Source organism: Lysobacter sp. MMG2 (assembly GCF_016735495.2).
In the GTDB taxonomy this organism is placed as follows: Bacteria; Pseudomonadota; Gammaproteobacteria; order Xanthomonadales; family Xanthomonadaceae; genus Lysobacter_J.
In genome coordinates this window covers 470885-490744 of record NZ_JAERQY020000003.1, presented here as the reverse complement: position 1 = coordinate 490744, position 19860 = coordinate 470885, and the positions used below count along the sequence as shown (strand labels likewise).

The following is a 19860-nucleotide window of genomic DNA, read 5'->3' as shown; positions in this document are numbered from 1 at the left end:
ATGCCCGCGATGCCGAAACAGACACCCCTGCCTTTCCCGGACGCCGACAAGGACGCGACGGCCGCCGATTCCACGCCCGCCCGAGCGTTCGACGGGACGGCCGCGCACGAGCCGATGCCCGAGACGCCCGACGCCGATCCGGCCCAGGCGCAGCTGCCGATCGCCCCTGCGCCGCAGGCGCGCGAGCCGATGCGGGGGCCGCGACGCAGCGGCCCGCGGCGCCCGTGGTGGGCCAAGCTGCTCGGCCGGATCATGGCGCCGTGGGTGCAGATCACCATCGAGCCGCGCAACCCGACGGCCGAGATCCCGGAGGAATGGAGCGGCCGCCCGGTCTGCTACGTGCTGGAGGACTACGGCCTCAGCAACGCGCTGATCCTGGAGCGTGCCTGCCGCGAAGCCGGCCTGCCCTCGCCGCTGCAACCGCTGCCGGGCGACCCGCTCAAGCGCAAGCGCGCCTACCTGGCCCTGTCTCGCCGCAACGTCAACACGCTGGCCCAGCTGCAGCAGTCGCTGGGCACGTCGCCGGCCTCGCCGAAGACGCATTCCGGCTCGCTCGCGCACCTGCTCGACGCCCACCGCGCCGACCCGTCGCTGGACGTGCAGCTGGTGCCGGTGTCGATCTTCGTCGGCCGCGCGCCGGACAAGAACAGCGGCTGGTTCTCGGTGCTGTTCTCCGAAAACTGGACCCTGGTGGGCCGCTTCCGCCGGCTGCTCGCCATCGCGCTCAACGGCCGCGACACGCTGGTGCGTTTCGCCCCGCCGGTGAGCCTGCGCTCGATCGTCGACGAAGGCCTGCCGGCCGAACGCACGGTGCGCAAGCTCTCGCGCGTGTTGCGCACGCACTTCCGCCGCATCCGCGCAGCGGTGATCGGGCCTGACCTGTCGACGCGCCGCCTCCTGGTGGACCAGGTGCTGGCCGCGCCGAGCGTGAAGGAAGCCATCGCCGACCAGGCCGCTCGCGACAAGAGTTCGCTGGCCGACGCCTGGAAGAAGGCGCACGGTTTCGCCTACGAAATCGCCGCCGACTATTCGCACCCGGTCGTGCGCTCGGCCAGCTTCCTGCTGACGCCGGTGTGGAACCGCATCTACCGCGGCGTGCTGGTGCATCACCTGGACAAGCTCAAGGACGACGCGCCGGGCCACGAAGTGGTCTATGTGCCCTGCCACCGCAGCCACATGGATTACCTGCTGCTGAGCTACCTGCTCTACACCAAGGGCATCGTGCCGCCGCACATCGTGGCCGGCATCAACCTGAACCTGCCGGTGGTCGGCACGCTGCTGCGCAAGGGCGGCGCGTTCTTCATCCGCCGCAGCATCCGCGGCAGCGCGCTGTATTCGGCGGTGCTGAGCGAGTACGTCGCGCAGCTCGTCGCCGGTGGCCATTCCATCGAGTATTTCGTCGAAGGCGGGCGCTCGCGCACGGGCCGCCTGCTGCCGCCCAAGGGCGGCATGGTGGCGATGACCCTGCGCGCCTTCCTGCGCCAGCCCACGCGCCCGGTGCTGTTCCAGCCGGTCTACATCGGCTACGAGAAGCTGATGGAAGGCACCAGTTACCTCGACGAGCTGACCGGCAAGCCCAAGGAGAAGGAATCCATCTGGCAGCTGCTGATGGGCATCCCCAAGGTGCTGCGCAGCAACTACGGCCAGGTGGTGGTGAACTTCGGCGAACCGATCCGCCTCAACGACGTGCTCCACGAGCACGCGCCGGACTGGGACGGCACGCCCGTCGGCGAGGAAGAGAAGCCGGCCTGGCTGTCGGACACCGTCGACGCGCTCGCGCAGCGCATCCAGGTCAACGTCAACCGCGCCGCCGACGTCAATCCGATCAACCTGCTCGCCATCGCGCTGCTTTCCACGCCGAAGCACGCCATGGGCGAGGCCGACCTGCGCGCGCAGATCGCGCTCAGCAAGACGCTGCTGGCCGAGCTGCCGTATTCCGACCGCGTCACCGTGACCCCGCACGCGCCGGAAGAAATCATCGCCCACGGCGAGGAGATCAACGTGCTCAGCCGCATCGCCCATCCGCTGGGCGACGTGCTCGGCGTGAGCGGCGACAACGCGGTGCTGCTGAGCTACTTCCGCAACAACGTGCTGCATCTGTTCACGGCGGCCTCGTGGATCGCCTGCTGCTTCCAGAACAACCGCCGCATGAGCCTCAACGGCGTGCAACGCCTGGGCCGCAGCGTGTACCCGTTCCTGCAGGCCGAGCTGTTCCTGCCCTGGACGGAAGAAGCGTTCGCCGATCGCCTCAACCGCACGGTCGAGGTGTTCATTCGTGAAGGCCTGCTGGAACGCATCAGCGACGACGAAGGCGGCATCCTGGCCCGCAACGCCGGCCAGACCGACGAGGTCTTCCGCCTACGCGCGATCGGCCATTCGCTGCAGCAGGCATTCGAGCGCTACTACATCGCCATTTCGGTGCTGGTGAAGAACGGCCCCGGCACGCTCACCGCGTCGGAACTGGAAGGCCTGTGCCAGCTCGCCGCGCAGCGCCTGTCGCTGCTCTACGCGCCGGCCGCGCCGGAGTTCTTCGACAAGACGCTGTTCCGCGGCTTCATCCAGAAGCTGCGCGAGATGAAACTGGTGTGGCCGGACGAGAACAGCAAGCTCGCCTTCGACAGCCGACTGGACACCTGGGCGAAGGACGCCAAGTTCATCCTCGGCCGCGAGCTGCGCCACACCATCGAGAAGATCAGTCCCGAGAGCGCCAAGCCCGCGACGCCTGCCGAGCCGCCGGCCGCCGACTGATCGGCGCACCGCCCTATACTCGGTTGGCCGGAGGGGAATGCCGGCCAACCAGGGGAACCATCGATGATGCAATGCAAGCGCCGCCCGATGGCGGCGGTGATTCTGTGCGCGCTTTCCATGCCGGTGTTCGCGGCCGATCCGGTCGGCCACGATCCGGCGCAGTCGGCCGTGCTGGCGGCTACGCCCGTGCACGTGGTGCTGCTCAACACAACGCTGAAGAGCCAGGTCCCGTACCAGTACTACAGCGTGTCCGGCGATCCGACGCTGTACAACCCGATGTTCTACAACGTGCCGCCCGGCATGAGCGCCGGACAGGCCGCAGCCGCAGGCGTGGCCGGTGGGCTGATCGCCGGCGTCCTGATCAACGCCTCGATGCAGGCCGCGGCGAAGAACCAGATCGAACCGGCGGACGCGATCCTTCGCGGCGGCGGGTGCAACCTCGACCAGGGCGCGGCGTTGAGCACGACGGTGGCCGATGCGGTGCGCGACACCGCTTGGGGCAAGGCCACCACGATCACGGCGCACACGCTGGCGCCGAAGCAGTCGATGGACAAGATCGTGGACAAGGAACAGCCGCGCTACGTGCTCAGTACGAGCTACAGCATGAGCTCGGATTTCTCGGCGATCGTGACCAGCGTCAGCGCGTCGGCCTACGCCGAGCAGTTGCCCGGATCACCGAAGAACTGGCGCAAGAACCCGGCCTGGACCGACGACCTCGTCGTCGTGTCGGACCGAGTGGAGATCGCCCCCAAGACGCAGGCGGACATCGACGCCGCCATCGCCGAGGAGAACGCGCGCTACGAAGCGCTGAACGTGAACGAGTTGATCGTGAAGGCCAACGGCGGCGACCGCGTCGCCCGCGGCAAGGTCGCGCCGCTGGTGCAGGAGCACAAGCGCAAGCTGCGTGCGGCGGCGGCACCGGCCTGGACGCCGATCGACGAGGCCGTGCAGCGCAGCAGGATCTGGACGGCCGAAGGCTGCGCGCGACTGCACACCGCCATCGCCTCCAACGCCACCGAAATGCGCGGACTGCTGGGCAACCTGTTCCGCGGCGAACTGCCGGCGCGCGTGACGGAGATGCCGAAGAACCCTCAGGTCGCGCCCGCCACGGGCGAGCGTCGCGTGCAGGCCGAGCCGATCGGCGTGTACCGCCTCACGCGTGCCGGCGACAACGTGAACCTCGCGTTCCGTTACTCCTGGCTGCCGGAGTCGGAGGAGAAAGAGGACGGCGGCGCGGGCGAAGCCGGCGCGAGTCGCTGACGTTCGACGACGGGCCGGCCCTCAGGCCGGCTCGTCGGGAATCAGCGCGCTTTCCAGCCGCGCGATGCAGTCCTTGAGCCAGAGCCTGCGCTTCTTCAGGCGCTTGATCGTGAGCTCATCCGCTTCCGGCGCCTGGACGAGCCGGTCGATGGCCGAATCCAGGTCGCGGTGTTCGAGCCGCAATTCGGCCAGCTGGCGTGCGAGCAAGGCGGGATCGTCACTTTCGATCATGGTCGAAGCTTAACGCGGCGCCGGCACCAGCGTCACCGCGCCCCGGCCGGTAGAATGGCCGGTCCATGAGCACCGTCCTGCCATTGCTGGAACCCCAGCCGCACCTGCGCGCCCCGCAGCGCCGCGTGCATGAGAACCACAAGCTCGCCAAGCGCCTGCGCCACCAGGTCGGCCGCGCCATCGCCGACTTCGGCATGATCGAGGACGGCGACAAAGTCATGGTGTGCCTGTCCGGCGGCAAGGACAGCTACACCATGCTGGACATCCTCCTGCAGCTCCAGCAGAAGGCGCCGGTGAAGTTCGAACTGGTCGCGGTGAACCTGGACCAGAAGCAGCCCGATTTCCCCGAGCACGTGCTGCCGCAGTACCTGGAATCGATCGGCGTGGCGTACCACGTCATCGAACAGGACACATACTCCGTCGTCACGCGCGTGGTGCCGGAAGGCAAGACGATGTGTTCGCTGTGCTCGCGCATGCGACGCGGCGCGCTCTACACCTACGCGCAGGAGAACGGCTTCACCAAGATCGCGCTCGGCCACCACCGCGACGACATGGTGGCGACGTTCTTCCTCAACCTGTTCTTCCACGCCAAGCTCTCGGGGATGCCGCCCAAACTGCTCAGCGACGACGGCAAGCACGTCGTCATCCGCCCGCTGGCCTATGTGCGCGAGGACGACATCAGCGCCTACGCCGACGCCAAGGGCTTCCCGATCATCCCCTGCAACCTGTGCGGCTCGCAGGAAAACCTGCAGCGCAAGCAGGTGAAGAAGATGATGGACGCCTGGGAACGCGAGACCCCCGGACGCATCGAGACCATCGCGCGTGCGCTGGGCGACATCCGCCCCTCGCAGTTGAGCGATCCGAAGCTGTTCGACTTCCTCGCGCTCGGCCGCCACGGCGACGCGCCGCTGCCCGATGCGCATGCGTGGCTGGCGGGTGATCCGCGGGAATCGGCAATGGAGAATGGGGAATCGTAGAAGCCAAGCCTCCGCCCCTGCCTCACGCCGTTTCGATTCCCGATTCCCGATTCTCCATTCCCCTATTCCCGGCCTCCTGAATGTTCTTCCGCAACCTGACGCTGTTCCGCTTCCCCACCACCACCAAGTTCGACGATCTGGAAAGCGGCCTGGGCGAATGCCAGCTCAAGCCGGTCGGCCCGCTGGAACTGTCCAGCCGCGGCTTCATCTCGCCCTTCGGACGGGGTTCCGAGGAGATGCTGCACAACCGCAGCGACGCGACCTGGCTCGCCGTGGGCGGCGAAGACAAGATCCTGCCGGGCTCGGTCGTCAACGACATGCTCAACAAGAAGCTGTCGGAAATCGAGGCGAAGGAAGGCCGCAAGCCCGGCGGCAAGACGCGCAAGCGCATCAAGGACGAACTCATCACCGACCTGCTGCCGCGCGCGTTCGTGAAGCCCAGCCGCACCGATGCGCTTATCGACATGGGCCTGGGCGTGGTCGCGGTGGATACCTCCAGCCGCAAGTCCGGCGAAAACGTCGTCAGCGAGATCCGCCGCGCGCTGGGCAGCTTCCCCGCGCTGCCGCTCAATGCCGAAGTCGCGCCGCGTTCGGTGCTGACCGGATGGGTCGCCGGCGAACCGCTGCCGGAAGGCCTGTCGCTGGGTGACGAGTGCGAACTGCGCGATCCCATCGACCAGGGCGCCGTGGTGAAGGTGCAGCGCATGGAGCTGCAGAGCGACGAGATCGCCAAGCACCTGGAATCGGGCAAGCAGGTCACGCGCCTGGCGCTGAATCTGGACGATCACGTTTCCTTCGTGCTCGGCGAGGATCTGATCGTGCGCAAGTTCAAGCTGCTCGACGGCGCGGTGGACGAACTGGAATCGACCGAGCGCGACGACCTGCGTGCCGAGCTCGACGCGCGCTTCATCCTGATGGCCGGCGAGTTCCGCCGCCTGTTCACGGTGCTGGAAGGCGCGCTGAAGCTGTCGAAGGCGGACGCCTGATGCATCCGGCGCCGGGACGCCCGGCGCCACGCTTCGCAGACGGGTTCGGCGCGAGACGGCGCAGCGGCATCCACTCTGTCGATCTTTTGATGCGAGCTGCGTCGGCGATGCAGCACATCGTCATGCAGCGCCGCTAAGATCGTCCCATGCCGTCTCCGCTGCGCCCCCTCGCCCGCCTGTTCGCCCCCGCGCCGCGCACGCTCGAGCGCGAGACGCTGGAAGTGGAGTTGCCGGATGGACGCAGCGTCCCTTTGCAACGCGTGCGCGATCCGCGCGCACGGCGCTTGAAGCTCTCGGTCGATGAGCGCGGCGCGCGCCTGACGGTGCCGATGCGCGCCAGCCTCGCCACCGCCGACCGTTTCGTCGCGCAGCACGTCGACTGGCTCGCCGCGCAGCTGGAGCGCTTCACCCTCGACGATGTTCCGTCGCTGGAACCGGGCATCACGACGCAGCTTCCCTTGCGCGGCGCGCTGCACGACGTGCACTGGCAGGCGGGGCGCTTCACACGACTGGATCGCGCCGGCGACGGCGACGACGCACTCGTCTTCACGCACCCCGCGCGCGCCGGCGACACCGCGCTGCGCCGTGCCGTTCGCGACTTCTACGAAGCGCAGGCCCGCGCCGACGTCGGCCGTTGGATGCCGCGCTACCTGCCGTCGCTGCCGCGCGCGCCGCGACGCGTGACGTTCAAGATCATGTCGTCGCAGTGGGGCTCGCTCGCGCCCGACGGCTCGATGGCGCTGGACCTGTCGCTGGTGCTGGCCCGGCCGAGCGCGTTCGAATACGTGCTCGTACACGAGCTTTGCCATCTGATCCACGCCGACCATTCGCGTTCGTTCTGGCGCGAGGTCGAAGCGCGTTGCCCGCTGTGGCGCGAGGAACGCGATTACTTCCATTCCGAAGGCCGGCGATTGAAGGCGACGCTGCGGGCGTTGTGCGGGAAAGCGGCGTAGGTTTCATCAGGCGGGACCTCGCGCCACGCGGAGGTTCCCGTCATCCCGGCGAAGGCCGGGACCCAGGCCGCCACGTTGTCCAACGTTCCAACGCGTCCTGTCATTCCAGCGGGAGCGCCATCACTCCGCCGCCCCTCACCCCAACCCCCCTCCCGTCGGGAGAGGGGCTTCAGATCGCAGTGACGAAGAAATCCCCGATTACCTCCGCCACCCGCTCCGGCTGCTCCATGTGCAGGTGGTGGCCGCCCTCGATGACGACGAGTTCGCCGCGCGGAAGCAGGCCGGCGCGTTCGCGGCGCAGCGGTTCGGGCAGGTAGGGCTGGGCGGGGTCGGCGAAGATCACGCGCGTGGGGCATTCGATGCCGGCGACGAGATCGCGGATCTGCGGCTCGGTCATGCGTTGCATCGTCGGCAATGTCAGGCGGGGGTCGCTCGACCACCTGAAGCCGCCTTCCACCGGAACCACGCCGCGCTCGACCAGCAGGCGCGCCGCGTCCAGTTGCAGGCGACTGCCAACCTGCGCACCGGCCGCCATGCGCGCGCGCGCGGCGATGGCGAGGTCGGGAAACACGCGCAGCGACTTGCCGCGCAGCGCGCGCGTCGCGGCGATGGCATCGCGCAGGCGCACGACGGTGCGCTCGGGCACTTCGGCCAGCGCGCCGAGTGCTTCGATCGCCACCAGCCGTTCCACGCGTTGCGGGCATGCCGCGGCGACGAGGCTGGAGATGCCCGCACCCATCGAATGGCCCAGCAGGTTGAATCGCTCCCAGCCCAGCGCATCGGCGATGTCGAGCACCGAATTCACCGCGCCGGCGAAGGAATAGTCCGCGCCCGGCGCCAGATGCGCGCTGGCACCGTGGCCCGGAAGGTCGGGCGCGACGAGTTCGATGCCGTGCAGGTGCTGCGCCAAGGGCACGAAGCTGGCGGCGTTGTCGAGCCAGCCGTGCAGCGCGATCACCCGCGGCAGGTCGTCGCGCGCATCGCCGTCGCGACGAAGGACGCCGCGCAGGCCACGGATGCGGCCCAACGGCGTGTCGACGCCGAACTCCTGCAATTCGCGCGCGCGCATCAGGTCCACCGTTCCAGTTCCGCGCGCGCGATGTCGGCCAGCGCCTGTGCGTGCGGGCGCGTGTCGTTGAGGCAGGGGATGTAGCGCAGCGTGCCGCCGTGCGCGGCGAAGTCTTCGGCCAGCATCATCGCCACTTCTTCCAGTGTTTCGATGCAATCCACGGCGAAGCCCGGCGCGACCACGTCCACCTGGCGCACGCCGCGCGCGGCCAGCGCGTGCAACGTGGCTTGGGTGCTCGGCTCCAGCCATCGGTCGCGGCCGAAGCGCGACTGGTAGCTCAGCGTCCACGCATCGTCGGCGAGGCCCAGGCGCTGCGCGATCGCGCGCGCACCCGCTTCGCACTGGCGTGCGTACGGATCGCCGGCATCGACCAGCCGCTGCGGCAGTCCGTGGAAAGAGAAAAGGAGATGGTCGCCGGCGCCGTGCTGCTGGCGATGGGCGGCGATGGAGTCGGCCATGGCGGCGAGCCAGCCCGCATCGACGTGATAATCCTGGACCATGCGCGTGGGCAGCTGCGTCTCGCGCGCGAGCACGTCGCCCACCGAGGCCGTCGTCGTCGTCGAGTACTGCGGATACAGCGGCAGCACCAGCGCGCGGCGCACGCCGGCCTCGCGCAGCTGGCGCAGGCGCGCGGCCAGCGAGGGCGAGCCGTAGCGCATGGCGTCGATCACGCGAACCTGCGGCCATTCGTTCTGCACGGCCCACGCCAGGCGCCGCGTGTACACCGCCAGCGGGGAGCCGCCGTCTTCGCCGCGCATCCAGATGCTGGCGTATTTCTCCGACACGACCTTCGCGCGCAGCGGCAGCACGGCCAGGTGCAGCAGCGGCAGCCACAGCCAGCGCGGCAGGCCGACCACGCGGCGATCGCTCAGGAACTCGCCCAGATACCGGCGCACGGCCCCGGGCGTCGGCGCGTCGGGCGTGCCGAGGTTGACCAGGACGAGCGCGGTGTCCGGCGCCTGGCCGGACGGAACGGGGATGACGCCGTCGGGTGCGGCGTCGCTGCTGGCGTGGGCGGGCATGCGCATAGGATGACAGCAGCGCTCGCCTGCGCGCATCACATCCTGCGCGGGATCGTGCGGCGAACGGCCTTCGTCACACCGCCACCGCGGCGCGAATCGACACGATCGGCACGCCGGGCTGATCAGCATAGGCGAGCAGAACGCACTTCCGGCGCTTGACGTGCGCGTCGGTTCGGTGAGGATTCATTGCTGTATCACTAGCCTGAACCGACTGCCTTGCCGGCGGTCGAACACTCGAACATCCCTCGCTGCTTCACTCGTCGAGTCTTCACTGGAGTCCGCCATGTCCCGCCTGCCGCGCCTGCTTGTCCTGTCGCTTGCCCTCAGTGTCGCCACCGCCGCGGTCGCCGGCCCACAGGAAGACGAGCGCGCGCGTCAGGCCGTGCGGGTGCTGACCGACATCCAGCAGATTCCGGAGTCCGGCATTCCCGACAAGCTGCTCGACGAAGCGCGCGGGATCGTGGTTGTGCCCGATGCGCTGAAGATCGGCCTGGTGCTTGGCGGTCGTCGCGGCCACGGCCTGCTCTCGGTGAAGAACCCCGACGGCACCTGGTCGAACCCGAGCTTCGTGAAACTCACCGGCGGGAGCATCGGCTTCCAGGCCGGCGTGCAGTCGGCCGACATCGTGCTGGTGTTCCGCAGCGACCGCGGGCTGGATTCCATCGTCAACGGCAAGGTGACCCTCGGCGCGGACGCCGGCGTGGCCGCAGGTCCCGTGGGCCGCAATGCCAGCACCGCGACCGACGGCCAGCTCAAGGCCGAGATCTGGTCGTGGTCGCGCGCGCGCGGCCTGTTCGCCGGCATCGCGCTGGATGGCGCCGTGCTGTCGATCGACGATACCGCCAATGAGTCGGTCTACGGCCAGGACACCACGCCGCGCATGATCTTCGAAGGCCGCGCCAATGGGCAGCCGTCCACGGCCGTCGTCGATTTCCGCGACCGCCTGGAAGAGGCCAGCAACATCGCCCGCACCGCGCGCACCAACGCGGACGCCGATGAACGCGCCCGCACCTCCGCGCCGCGCCCGGCCCCCAAGACCACCGAAAACCGCGCACCTTCCGGTGCCGCCTCCACGACCCCGATGGCCCCGGCGCAGCCCGCGACGAAACAGCCTTCGGCGTTCGAGACCGTGGAAAGCCCGGTTCAGGCCGAGCCGCTGCCGTAATGGGCGTGCGCCCGTCACGCTCCTGACGCTGCGCATGCACGACCATGACAGCGCCTGCCATGGCGCTGCGGTATCCTGAACATCCATTTCTGGCGGACATTCCTCATGGGCGGTTTGAGTCTTTGGCACTGGCTGATCGTGCTGGTGATCGTGGTGCTGGTGTTCGGCACCAAGCGCCTGGGCAACGTCGGCAAGGACCTCGGCGAGGCCGTGAAGGGCTTCAAGAAGGGCATGCGCGACGAGGACGAGGACAAGCCCTCGGCGCAGCTGCGCGATGAGCGTCGCGACGAGACCAAGTCCAGCGAAACCAGCAAGCAGGACGACCGCACCCCGCGCTGACGCGGTGCGGCGTCCACTGCGTCCTCGGCCATGTTCGACATCGGGTTTTCCGAGATCTTCGTCATCGCGATCGTGGCCCTGCTCGTGCTGGGCCCCGAGCGCCTGCCCAAGGCCGCGCGCTTCGCCGGCCTGTGGGTGCGGCGCGCGCGCGCGCAGTGGTATTCGGTGAAGTCCGAGCTGGAGAACGAGCTGGCGGCCGAGGAACTCAAGCGCAGCCTGCGCGAGACGCAGGACTCGCTGCGCGAGGCCCAGCAGGAACTCAACGCCGGCATCGACGAGGCGCGCAATCGCATCAAGCGCGAGCAGGAAGACCTGCAGCGCGAGCTGGACGCACTCGATCGCGACGTGCGCGATACCGCACCGGCCGAGCCCGTCGAAATCGAGGAACGCCCGCTGGCCTCCGCCACCGATCCGGCGCTGCAGCCGCCCGAACCGGCTCCGGTCGACACGGCGTTGCACGAAATCCGACCGCTTCCGGTGGAAACCGACTCCGAGCCCGTGCCGGTCCGCCCCGCCCCGTCCGCCGCCGATGACGGGGCGCAGCGCCGATGAGCCACGACTCCGAACCCGCCCACTCCGACACCGACGGCGGCAGTGAAACGCGCCTGATCGACCACCTGATCGAACTGCGCGCGCGCCTGCTGCGTGCGGTGGCCGGGCTGATGATCGTGTTCGTGGCTCTGCTGCCGTTCGCGGCCGACATCTACGCCATCCTCGCCCAGCCGCTGCTGGCGTCGCTGCCGGACAACGGCCAGCTGGTCGCGGTGGATCCGGCCGGCGGCTTCTTCGTGCCGGTGAAGCTGGCGTTCTTCGCCGCGCTGCTGATCGCGATGCCGTGGCTGCTCTACCAGGCCTGGGCCTTCGTCGCGCCGGGCCTGTACCACCGCGAGAAGCGCCTGGCGATGCCGTTGCTGGTCTCGGCGGTGGCGTTGTTCTACATCGGCTGCGCGTTCGCCTTCTTCCTGGTGCTGCCGTCGGTGTTCGGCTTCCTCGCCCGGTTCACGCCGGACGTGGTGGCGATGACGCCCGACATCGGCAAGTACCTGGACTTCGTGCTGGTGATCTTCCTGGCCTTCGGCGCGAGCTTCGAGCTGCCGGTGGCGCTGGTGATCCTGGTGCTGCTGGGCTGGGTCACGCCGGAGCAGCTGCGCGAATCGCGCGGCTACGCGATCGTGGGCGTGTTCGTGATCGCGGCGGTGATCACGCCGCCGGACGTGGTCTCGCAGCTGATGCTGGCGATCCCGATGTGCATCCTCTACGAGCTGGGCATCGTCGCCTCGCGCTGGCTCAAGCCGCGCCCCGAAGCCGGACAGACGCCCGGCGCGTGAGTGCCCCGGCCCGCTTCTGGCCGCGCTACGCGGCCTGGTCGCTGGATGCGGCGCTGGTGGCCGCGGTGCTCGCACCGTTCCTGTGGGGTCGATTGACGCGCGATGCGCAGGCGCTGGAGCAGCGCTTCGTCGACATGCTGGATCGCTTCTACGGCATGCTCGGCCAGCAGATCGAGGCGGGCGGATCGCCGCTCGATCTCGCCGCCGCACTCGGCAACGACACGCTGCGCCAGGGCATCGCCGCGCTGGAAGCGGCGCTGCTGCGCACGCTGTGCGTGCCCGTGCTCGCCTTCACCGCCCTGATGCTGGTGCTGCACGTCGTCGGCGAGCGTTCGCGCTGGCAGGGCAGCCCGGGCAAGCGGGCGCTCGGGTTGCGCGTGGTTGCGCGTGACGGGACGCGGCCGGGATTCGTGCGCACGGTGGGGCGTCAGATCGCAGGGCTGCTGTCCTGGCTGACGCTCAACCTCGGTCATGCGATGGCGGCGATCGGGCCGGAGCACCTGGCCCTGCACGACCGCCTCAGCAGCACGCGCGTGGTGCGCTCGACGGCGCAGCCGCTGCCGGCATGGGTGCGCGGCTGGATTCTTGTGCAGGCGATCGCCGCCGCGCTGCTCACGCTGCTGCTCTTCGGCCGCCTGGCCGCATTGGCGCAGGCGGCGGTCGAACGCGCGCTGGGCTGAGCGGGCTTACAGCTCGACGGTGTGCTGGTTGGACGGACCGGGCGGCGCGGCCGGACCGCTGTCCTGCGACGTTTCCTGGCCGCAGATGTCGCGCCACAGGTAGTACATGACGCCGAACATCACCACGTACAGCGCCACCATCATCGCCAGGTACAGCGGCAGCACCAGCGCCATCGTCAGCGCCGGGTGGATCAGGTTGCCGATCAGCGCGATCACGCCCAGCACCAGCAACAGCACCATGCCGATCGGGATCGAAGCCAGCACCACCACGATCGCCAGCAGCAGGATCGGCAGCAGGTTCTTGGCCGTGCCGACCACGCCGTCGGCCATCGCGCCGGCGATGGGCCGGCGGCCCAGCGCGACCTGGCCGAAGCCGATCGCGTAAACGCCCGACAGGAACAGGAACAGGATCGAGCCCAACCCCAGCAGACCGCCGGTGCCTTCGGGCATGTCGGGCATCTGCGCCGGATCGACCTTGCCGCCGGCCGCCTGCTGCAGGTTCAGCACCTTCACGTACCAGTCGAACAGGCCATCGCCGAACAGGCCGATCAGCACCATCGCGATCACCACGTAGGACAGCGTCATCAGCAGGCCGAAGCCGATCAGCCGGCCGGCGTCGCCGCCCTGGCGGAACGGCGCGAACACATCGGCGGCGACCGCGGGGCGGCCGTGCTCGGTGGCGTCGATCAGGCGCAGGTAGCCGCCGATCACCGGCGAGAGGATCACGATGGACAGCACGGTGGAGATCGCCGCGACGACCATCGCGCCGTTGGCGTCGGGCTTGAGCACCGACAGCACCGTGAGCTGCACGATGCTGGGCAGCAGCGCGACGAACATCATGATCGCGGCCGCACCGAACACGGCGCGGGCGTTGTGGCGGCCCAGGTTGATGCCGCGCTTGAGCCAGGACAGGCCGGAGAGCGGGCCGGTTGCGTGAGTGGTCATGGAATGGGCTTTGAGGGGGGAATGACGCGTGCGGGGAGGGTATCGCACGCGGGAAGCGAGGGTGTCGAGGCGATCAGTGCCCGTGCAGGCCGCGCGCGTGGCGGACGAAGCGGCGCAGCACCACCCGCGCGTGCGGCGTGGCGCTCACCTCGCGCGCGAGCGACTTGGCGCAGCGGCCTTCCCCGTGCAGCGCCTCGCGCCGCGCGTGGACGTAGCCGCGCATGTGCGTGGCGCTGAATTCGGGATGGAACTGCACGCCCCAGGCGCGCTCGCCCCAGCGGAAGGCATGACAGTCGTCCTGGCTCGAACGCGCCAGCACGGTCGCGCCCTGCGGCGCGCGCAGCACCGTCTGCAGGTGCGTGGCCTGCGCGGCGAACTGCGCCGGCAGGCCCTTGAACAGCGGGTCTTCGTCGGCGTGCGGGTGCAGTTCCAGGCCGATGGTGCCCATCTCGCGGCCGGTCGGGTTCGGGCCGACTTCGCCGCCCAGCGCATGCGCAAGGAGCTGATGGCCGTAGCAGATGCCGAACAGCGGCATGCCCGCCTGCGCCGCTTCGCGCAGCCAGTGCGCGCTGCGTTCGCTCCAGTCGCGGCGCTCGGTGACCATCGCGGCCGAGCCGGTGATGATCGCGCCGGCGAAGCCTTCGCGCGCCGGCAGGTCATCGCCGGCTTCCACGTTCACCACGATCGCCTCGTCGGCATCCAGGCCGGCGGCGACGCGGATCCAGTGCGGAAAGCCGCGGTGGCGGCGCATCGAGGCGACCGGTTGGCCGGTCTCGAGGATCAGGAAGGGCCGGGGATGACGGTGATTCACGGCAAGGACGGCAGGCTGCGGACGGATCGGCCTTCCCATGCCGGCAACGGCCTGCGGGGAAGGTCATGCGGGACAGAGTCGCCGGCTGCGCAAACGCGCGAAAACCCAGCGGCATCAAGGCCCGTGGCTATACTAACGCGCTTTGCGGGACCCCCACCGAGACCCATGGCCGCACCTACCTTCCAGGAACTGATCCAGCGCCTCAACGCCTTCTGGGCGGAGCGGGGCTGCACGCTGATCCAGCCGCTCGACCTGGAGGTCGGCGCCGGCACCTTCCATCCGGCCACCTTCCTGCGCGCGCTCGGCCCGGAGCCGTGGAACGCCGCCTACGTCCAGCCCTGCCGCCGTCCCACCGATGGCCGCTACGGCGAGAACCCCAACCGCCTGCAGCGCTACTACCAGTACCAGGTGGCGATGAAGCCCAGCCCCGACAACATCGTCGAGCTGTACTTCGACTCGCTCAAGGCGCTGGGCGTGGACCCGCTGGTGCACGACCTGCGCCTGGTCGAGGACAACTGGGAATCGCCGACGCTCGGCGCCTGGGGCCTGGGCTGGGAGGTCTGGCTCAACGGCATGGAAGTCACGCAGTTCACCTACTTCCAGCAGGCCGGCGGCCTGGAATGCAGGCCGGTGCTGGGCGAGATCACCTACGGTCTCGAACGCCTATGCATGTACCTGCAGAACGTCGACAACGTGTACGACCTGATCTGGACGTACGGCCCCGATGGCACGCCGGTCACCTATGGCGACGTCTACCACCAGAACGAAGTCGAGCAGAGCGCCTACAACTTCGAATACGCCGATGTCGCCGAGCTGTTCCACCGCTTCGACGCCTGCGAGAAGGAAGCGCTGAAGCTGATCGAACTCGGCCTGCCGCTGCCGGCCTACGACCAGGTCTGCAAGGCCAGCCACAGCTTCAACCTGCTCGACGCCCGCCGCGCGATCAGCGTGACCGAACGCCAGCGCTACATCCTGCGCGTGCGCCGCATCGCCCAGGGCGTGGCCGAGGCGTACTACGCGCAGCGCGAGAAGATGGGGTTTCCCGTATTGAAGAAGGCGGCATCCGCCGCGTGATGCTTTTCCCCTCTCCCCTTGTGGGAGAGGGACACGCCGCGCAGCGGCGAGGGAGAGGGGGCTGGCTCCTCACCTGCAGCGGCAACCCCCTCTCCCTGGCGCTTCGCGCCAGTTCCTCTCCCACAAGGGGAGAGGGAGAACGACGAGAACCTTGATGACCACGATGTCCCCCCTCCTGATCGAACTCGGCACCGAAGAACTCCCCGTCAAGGCGCTGCCCGCGCTGGCGCAGGCGTTCTTCGACGGCGTCCTCGACGGCCTGGCCAAGCGCGGCATCGCCTTCGACCGCTTTGAGGCCAAGCCGCTGTACACGCCGCGCCGCCTCGCCGTGCGCCTGCCGGGCGTGGCGCTGGAGCAGCCGGAGCAGAAGTCCGAAGTGCTCGGCCCCTACCTCAACATCGCGCTCGACGCCGACGGCCAGCCGACCAAGGCGCTGCAGGGTTTCGCGGCGAAGGCCGGCATCGACTGGACGCAGTTGGAGAAGACCACCGACAACAAGGGCGAGCGCTTCGTCCACCGCGCGGTGAAGCCCGGCGCGAGCACCGCTTCGCTGCTGCCGGAGATCCTGCGCGAAGCCGTCGCCGCCATGCCGATTCCCAAGCCGATGCGCTGGGGCGATCACGACTACGGTTTCGCCCGTCCTGTGCACTGGCTGGTGCTGCTGCTGGGCAAGGATGTCGTGGCAGCCGAGCTGTTCGGCGCGCGCAGCGATCGCATGAGCCGCGGCCACCGCTTCATGCACGACAAGCCGGTGTGGTTCAGCACGCCCGCCGACTACGTCGAATCGCTGCGCGGTGCGAAGGTGCTGGTCGATCCGGACGAACGCCGCGAGCGCATCGTGCTGGAAGTGACGGACGCGGCACGCAGCGCAGGCGGTAAGGCGCGCATCGACGCGGGCATCCTGGAAGAGGTCAACGGCCTCACCGAATGGCCCAAGGCCGTGGCATGCAGCTTCGAGCGCGAGTTCCTGGCCGTGCCGCAGGAAGCGCTGATCGCGACGATGGAAGCGAACCAGAAGTTCTTCCCCGTGCTCGATGCCGACGGCAAGTTGAGCGAGCACTTCATCGGCATCGCCAACATCGAGTCCAAGGACGAGGCCGAAGTCCGCAAGGGCTACGAGCGCGTGATCCGCCCGCGCTTCGCCGACGCGAAGTTCTTCTTCGTCGAGGACATGAAGCAGGGCCTGGCGTCGATGAACGACGGGCTGAAGTCGGTGAAGTACCAGGACAAGCTCGGCACCATCGCCGACAAGGTCGCGCGCGTGGCCGCGCTGGCCGAAGCGGTGGCGGCGCAGGTCGGTGTCGATCCGGCCACCGCGCGCCGCGCTGCGGAACTGTCGAAGGCCGACCTGCAATCGCGCCTGGTCGGCGAATTCCCCGAGTTGCAGGGCATCGCCGGCCGTTACTACGCGGCGGTGGAGAACGAACCGCTCGACATCGCCCACGCCATCGACGAAGGCTACATGCCGCGTTTCGCTGGCGACGCCATCGCGCCGTCGAAGCTCGGCCAGGTGCTGGCGATCGCCGAACGCCTGGACACGCTGGCCGGCGGTTTCGCCGCGGGCCTGAAGCCGACCGGCAACAAGGATCCTTTCGCGCTGCGTCGCAATGCGCTGGGCCTGGCGCGTACGCTGCTGGAAGGCGGCCACGACCTGCTGCTGCACGACCTGATCGAACGCGCGCTCGCGGCGCAGCCGGTGCAGCACGCCGAGGTCGGCAGCTTCGACATCACCCAGTTCGTCTACGACCGGTTGCGCGGTTACTACGCCGATCGCGGCGTGGCCTCGGTGCAGTTCGATGCCGTGGAGAACGTCGTGCACGACTCGCTGCCCGACTTCGACCACCGCCTCAACGCCATCGCCGAGTTCGCCAAGCTGCCCGAAGCCGAGGCGCTCGCCGCCGCGAACAAGCGCATCCGCAACATCCTCAAGAAGGTCGAAGGCGACGTGCCCTCGAACGTGGACGCGGGCAAGTTCACCGAGGCCGCCGAGCGCGAGCTCGGCGACGCCGTCGACAGCGCCATCGCCGATACCGATCCGTTGCTGGAAGCGCGCGATTACGTGACCGCGCTGGGGCGTCTCGCACGCCTGCGTCCGCAGGTCGATGCGTTCTTCGACGGCGTGATGGTGAACGTCGACGACGCGGCCGTGCGCAACAACCGCCTCGCGCTGCTCAAGCGACTGTCGGACCGACTGGGCAGCGTCGCCGCGATCGAATACCTGTCGATGTAACCGGCGCGGGAGAATCTCTCCCGCGTCTCATGCTCCGTTCACTGGCTTCGGGATGAAGCCCGGGTATCCTGCGTCGATGCGCCCATCGTTCCGCCTGCAAGCCGTCACCGCGTTGTTGCTCGCCACAGCCGGTGCGGCGCACGCGGCGACGGTGAAGGCCGTCGACATCCACGGCCTGAACGATGCCCAGACCCTGAACGTGCGCGGCGCGTTGTCGGTGGTGGATTCGATCGGAAAGGACGTGCCGGGCCGGCGCCTGGCCTACCTGATCCGCGAGGCCGAGGACGAAACGCGCGAGGCGCTGGAGCCCTTCGGCTTCTATTCGCCCAAGATCGAGATAAAGCGCGAAGGCAACGGCGACACCGGCGTGACCGTCAGCGTGACCGTCACGCTCGACGAGCCCGTACGTGTGCGCCGCTCCGACATCGCGATCATCGGCGAAGGCAGCGAAGACCGTTACCTCAAGCAGGACCTCGCCGCGTTCCGCCCGCAGACGGGCGACGTGTTCGATCACGCGCTGTACGAGGCGAGCAAGACCCGCATCACCCGCCGCCTCGCCGAGCGCGGTTACTTCGACGCCGACTTCAGTTCGCGCCGCGTGGAAGTCACGCGCGCGCAGCGTGCCGCCGACATCGACCTGGTGTGGAGCAGCGGCGGTCGTTACGACATGGGCCCGATCAACATCGAGCAGACGCCACACGCGATCATCCGCGACAGCCTGCTCGACAAGCTCATCTACTGGGAACAAGGCAGCTACTACCACCAGGGCAAGCTCGACCGCTTCCGCGAGTCGCTGGCGCGGCTGGATTACTTCTCCAGCATCGAGATCGAGCCCAGGCCCGAGGACGCGGTCGACAACGAAGTGCCGGTGACCGTCACGCTGACGCCCGCCAAACGCACCGTCTACACCGCCGGTCTGAGCTACGGCACCGACAGCGGCCCCGGTGTGCGCTTGGGCATGGAGCGTCGTTACGTCAACGACCGCGGGCACAAGGCGCTGGGCCAGATCGACTGGGCCTCCAAGCGCAAGACCGCGACCGCGCAGTACCGCATTCCGGCGTTCGCGTGGCTGGATGGCTGGTACATCTTCAGCGCGCAGTACTACGACGAACAGACCGACTACATGGACACGCGCAAGGTCGAGATCGTCGCCAGCCGCACCGGCCAGGTGAGCCGCCGCCTCAACGCGGTCGCCTCGTTGCATGCGCTGCGCGAGCGCTGGGCGTACGCGGCCTTCGAAGGCGGCGCAGACGGCCCCGATCCGGGCAGCGAGGAGGCGGAGAACGCGGAGGAAAGCGACGAGCTCGTCACCACCGCCTACAGCTACGCGACGTTTCTCTATCCTTCGCTGCGCGCCGAGTACATCGACACCGACGACCGCATCTTCCCGCTGCACGGCATCGGCGTGACGGTGGAAGTGCGCGGCGGCCTGGAAGGCGTGGGTTCGGATGCGAACTTCGCGCAGGCGTGGGGGCAGGCGCATTTCTACCAGGCCATCGGCGAGAGCAACCGCCTCATCCTGCGCGCCGAAGCCGGCGGCACGTTCACCAACGCGCTGGTCAACATGCCGCCGAGCCTGCGCTTCTTCGCCGGTGGCGACAACAGCATCCGCGGTTACGGCTTCCGCGAGGTCGGGCCGAACACCATCGGCATGGACGGAAAGAAGTACGCCATCGGCGGCAAGTACGTGCTCACGGGCTCGGCGGAGTTCGAGCACTATTTCAACAACGGGCCGTGGGGCGCCGCCGTCTTCGTCGACGCGGGCGATGCATTCAACAAGTTCGGCAGCGACGTGTCCGACCCCAACGATCGCGACCAGAACTTCGACGTCCACACGGGCATCGGCGTGGGCGCGCGCTGGCGGTCGCCGGTCGGCCCGGTGCGCGTCGACATCGCGCACGGCCTGAACGATGCAGACTCCGATTACGAGATCTACCTGAACATCGGTGCGACCTGGTGAGGCGCCCATGAGCCAGCCGACTCCTCCCACTGCCGAAACACCGCGCGACCCGCACGAGGAGCGGATCGCCGAGCTGCGCCAG

Annotated in this window: 18 protein-coding genes; 13 read left to right on the top strand and 5 right to left on the bottom strand. The window is 68.8% G+C overall.

What is annotated here, in order from left to right:
• Both plsB and JI752_RS14170 read left to right on the top strand, forming a co-directional pair.
• Positions 1 to 2748: a glycerol-3-phosphate 1-O-acyltransferase PlsB gene (gene plsB, locus JI752_RS14175; protein WP_216965154.1), complete on the top strand. Its 2748-nt coding sequence runs from the start codon at positions 1 to 3 to the stop codon at positions 2746 to 2748.
• Between the two features lie 63 nt (positions 2749 to 2811).
• Positions 2812 to 4008, top strand: coding sequence for a hypothetical protein (locus JI752_RS14170; protein ID WP_216965152.1), 1197 nt, complete (start codon positions 2812 to 2814; stop codon positions 4006 to 4008).
• Positions 4009 to 4029: 21 nt separating this feature from the next.
• Here JI752_RS14170 and JI752_RS14165 read toward each other — a convergent pair whose 3' ends face one another.
• Positions 4030 to 4239 carry a YdcH family protein gene (locus tag JI752_RS14165; protein WP_216965150.1) on the bottom strand — a complete coding sequence of 70 codons (210 nt, stop codon included), beginning with the start codon at positions 4237 to 4239 and terminating at the stop codon, positions 4030 to 4032.
• Between the two features lie 65 nt (positions 4240 to 4304).
• Here JI752_RS14165 and ttcA point away from each other — a divergent pair, with 65 nt between their 5' ends.
• From ttcA to JI752_RS14150, 3 genes are all read left to right on the top strand, one after another.
• The gene (gene ttcA, locus JI752_RS14160) at positions 4305 to 5216 is read left to right on the top strand and encodes a tRNA 2-thiocytidine(32) synthetase TtcA (protein ID WP_216965148.1); all 912 of its coding nucleotides are present in this window, start codon (positions 4305 to 4307) and stop codon (positions 5214 to 5216) included.
• An 80-nt stretch (positions 5217 to 5296) separates the two neighbouring features.
• A complete protein-coding gene (locus JI752_RS14155; RefSeq protein WP_216965146.1) occupies positions 5297 to 6202 on the top strand; it encodes a recombination-associated protein RdgC in 906 nt (301 codons plus the stop codon).
• Between the two features lie 146 nt (positions 6203 to 6348).
• A complete protein-coding gene (locus tag JI752_RS14150; protein WP_216965144.1) occupies positions 6349 to 7155 on the top strand; it encodes a SprT family zinc-dependent metalloprotease in 807 nt (268 codons plus the stop codon).
• Between the two features lie 169 nt (positions 7156 to 7324).
• Here the strand turns inward: JI752_RS14150 and JI752_RS14145 are convergent, their stop codons facing one another.
• The gene (locus tag JI752_RS14145; protein ID WP_216965407.1) at positions 7325 to 8224 is read right to left on the bottom strand and encodes an alpha/beta hydrolase; all 900 of its coding nucleotides are present in this window, start codon (positions 8222 to 8224) and stop codon (positions 7325 to 7327) included.
• Positions 8224 to 9246: a ferrochelatase gene (gene hemH / locus JI752_RS14140; RefSeq protein WP_216965142.1), complete on the bottom strand. Its 1023-nt coding sequence runs from the start codon at positions 9244 to 9246 to the stop codon at positions 8224 to 8226. The genes JI752_RS14145 and hemH overlap by 1 nt, the downstream gene beginning before the upstream one ends.
• A gap of 283 nt (positions 9247 to 9529) precedes the next feature.
• Here hemH and JI752_RS14135 point away from each other — a divergent pair, with 283 nt between their 5' ends.
• From JI752_RS14135 to JI752_RS14115, 5 genes are all read left to right on the top strand, one after another.
• Complete coding sequence (locus JI752_RS14135; protein WP_216965140.1) at positions 9530 to 10411, top strand: lipid-binding SYLF domain-containing protein; 882 nt, start codon at positions 9530 to 9532, stop codon at positions 10409 to 10411.
• 105 nt (positions 10412 to 10516) lie between these two features.
• A complete protein-coding gene (gene tatA / locus JI752_RS14130) occupies positions 10517 to 10750 on the top strand; it encodes a Sec-independent protein translocase subunit TatA (RefSeq protein WP_216965138.1) in 234 nt (77 codons plus the stop codon).
• 30 nt (positions 10751 to 10780) lie between these two features.
• Positions 10781 to 11302 carry a Sec-independent protein translocase protein TatB gene (tatB, locus tag JI752_RS14125; protein ID WP_216965137.1) on the top strand — a complete coding sequence of 174 codons (522 nt, stop codon included), beginning with the start codon at positions 10781 to 10783 and terminating at the stop codon, positions 11300 to 11302.
• Complete coding sequence (gene tatC / locus JI752_RS14120) at positions 11299 to 12078, top strand: twin-arginine translocase subunit TatC (RefSeq protein WP_216965135.1); 780 nt, start codon at positions 11299 to 11301, stop codon at positions 12076 to 12078. Before tatB ends, tatC begins: the two co-directional genes overlap by 4 nt.
• A complete protein-coding gene (locus JI752_RS14115; RefSeq protein WP_216965133.1) occupies positions 12075 to 12758 on the top strand; it encodes an RDD family protein in 684 nt (227 codons plus the stop codon). Before tatC ends, JI752_RS14115 begins: the two co-directional genes overlap by 4 nt.
• A 6-nt stretch (positions 12759 to 12764) precedes the next feature.
• Here the strand turns inward: JI752_RS14115 and JI752_RS14110 are convergent, their stop codons facing one another.
• Entirely contained in the window at positions 12765 to 13703 is a 939-nt protein-coding gene (locus JI752_RS14110) for a hypothetical protein (protein ID WP_216965131.1), read from the bottom strand.
• A 73-nt stretch (positions 13704 to 13776) separates the two neighbouring features.
• The gene (locus tag JI752_RS14105) at positions 13777 to 14553 is read right to left on the bottom strand and encodes a glutamine amidotransferase (protein WP_216965129.1); all 777 of its coding nucleotides are present in this window, start codon (positions 14551 to 14553) and stop codon (positions 13777 to 13779) included.
• 126 nt (positions 14554 to 14679) lie between these two features.
• On the opposite strand from JI752_RS14105, the gene glyQ reads away from it, so the two are divergent.
• The 3 genes from glyQ to JI752_RS14090 all read left to right on the top strand — a co-directional run bounded on the left by glyQ (position 14680) and on the right by JI752_RS14090 (position 19778).
• Positions 14680 to 15588 (top strand): glycine--tRNA ligase subunit alpha, encoded by a 909-nt coding sequence (glyQ, locus tag JI752_RS14100; protein WP_216965127.1) that lies wholly within the window; start codon positions 14680 to 14682, stop codon positions 15586 to 15588.
• A gap of 154 nt (positions 15589 to 15742) precedes the next feature.
• Positions 15743 to 17818, top strand: a complete 2076-nt coding sequence (gene glyS, locus JI752_RS14095; RefSeq protein WP_216965125.1) for a glycine--tRNA ligase subunit beta — start codon at positions 15743 to 15745, stop codon at positions 17816 to 17818.
• A 76-nt stretch (positions 17819 to 17894) separates the two neighbouring features.
• On the top strand, positions 17895 to 19778 hold the full coding sequence (locus JI752_RS14090; RefSeq protein ID WP_216965123.1) for an autotransporter assembly complex family protein: 1884 nt from the start codon (positions 17895 to 17897) through the stop codon (positions 19776 to 19778).
• Positions 19779 to 19860 lie beyond the last annotated feature (82 nt).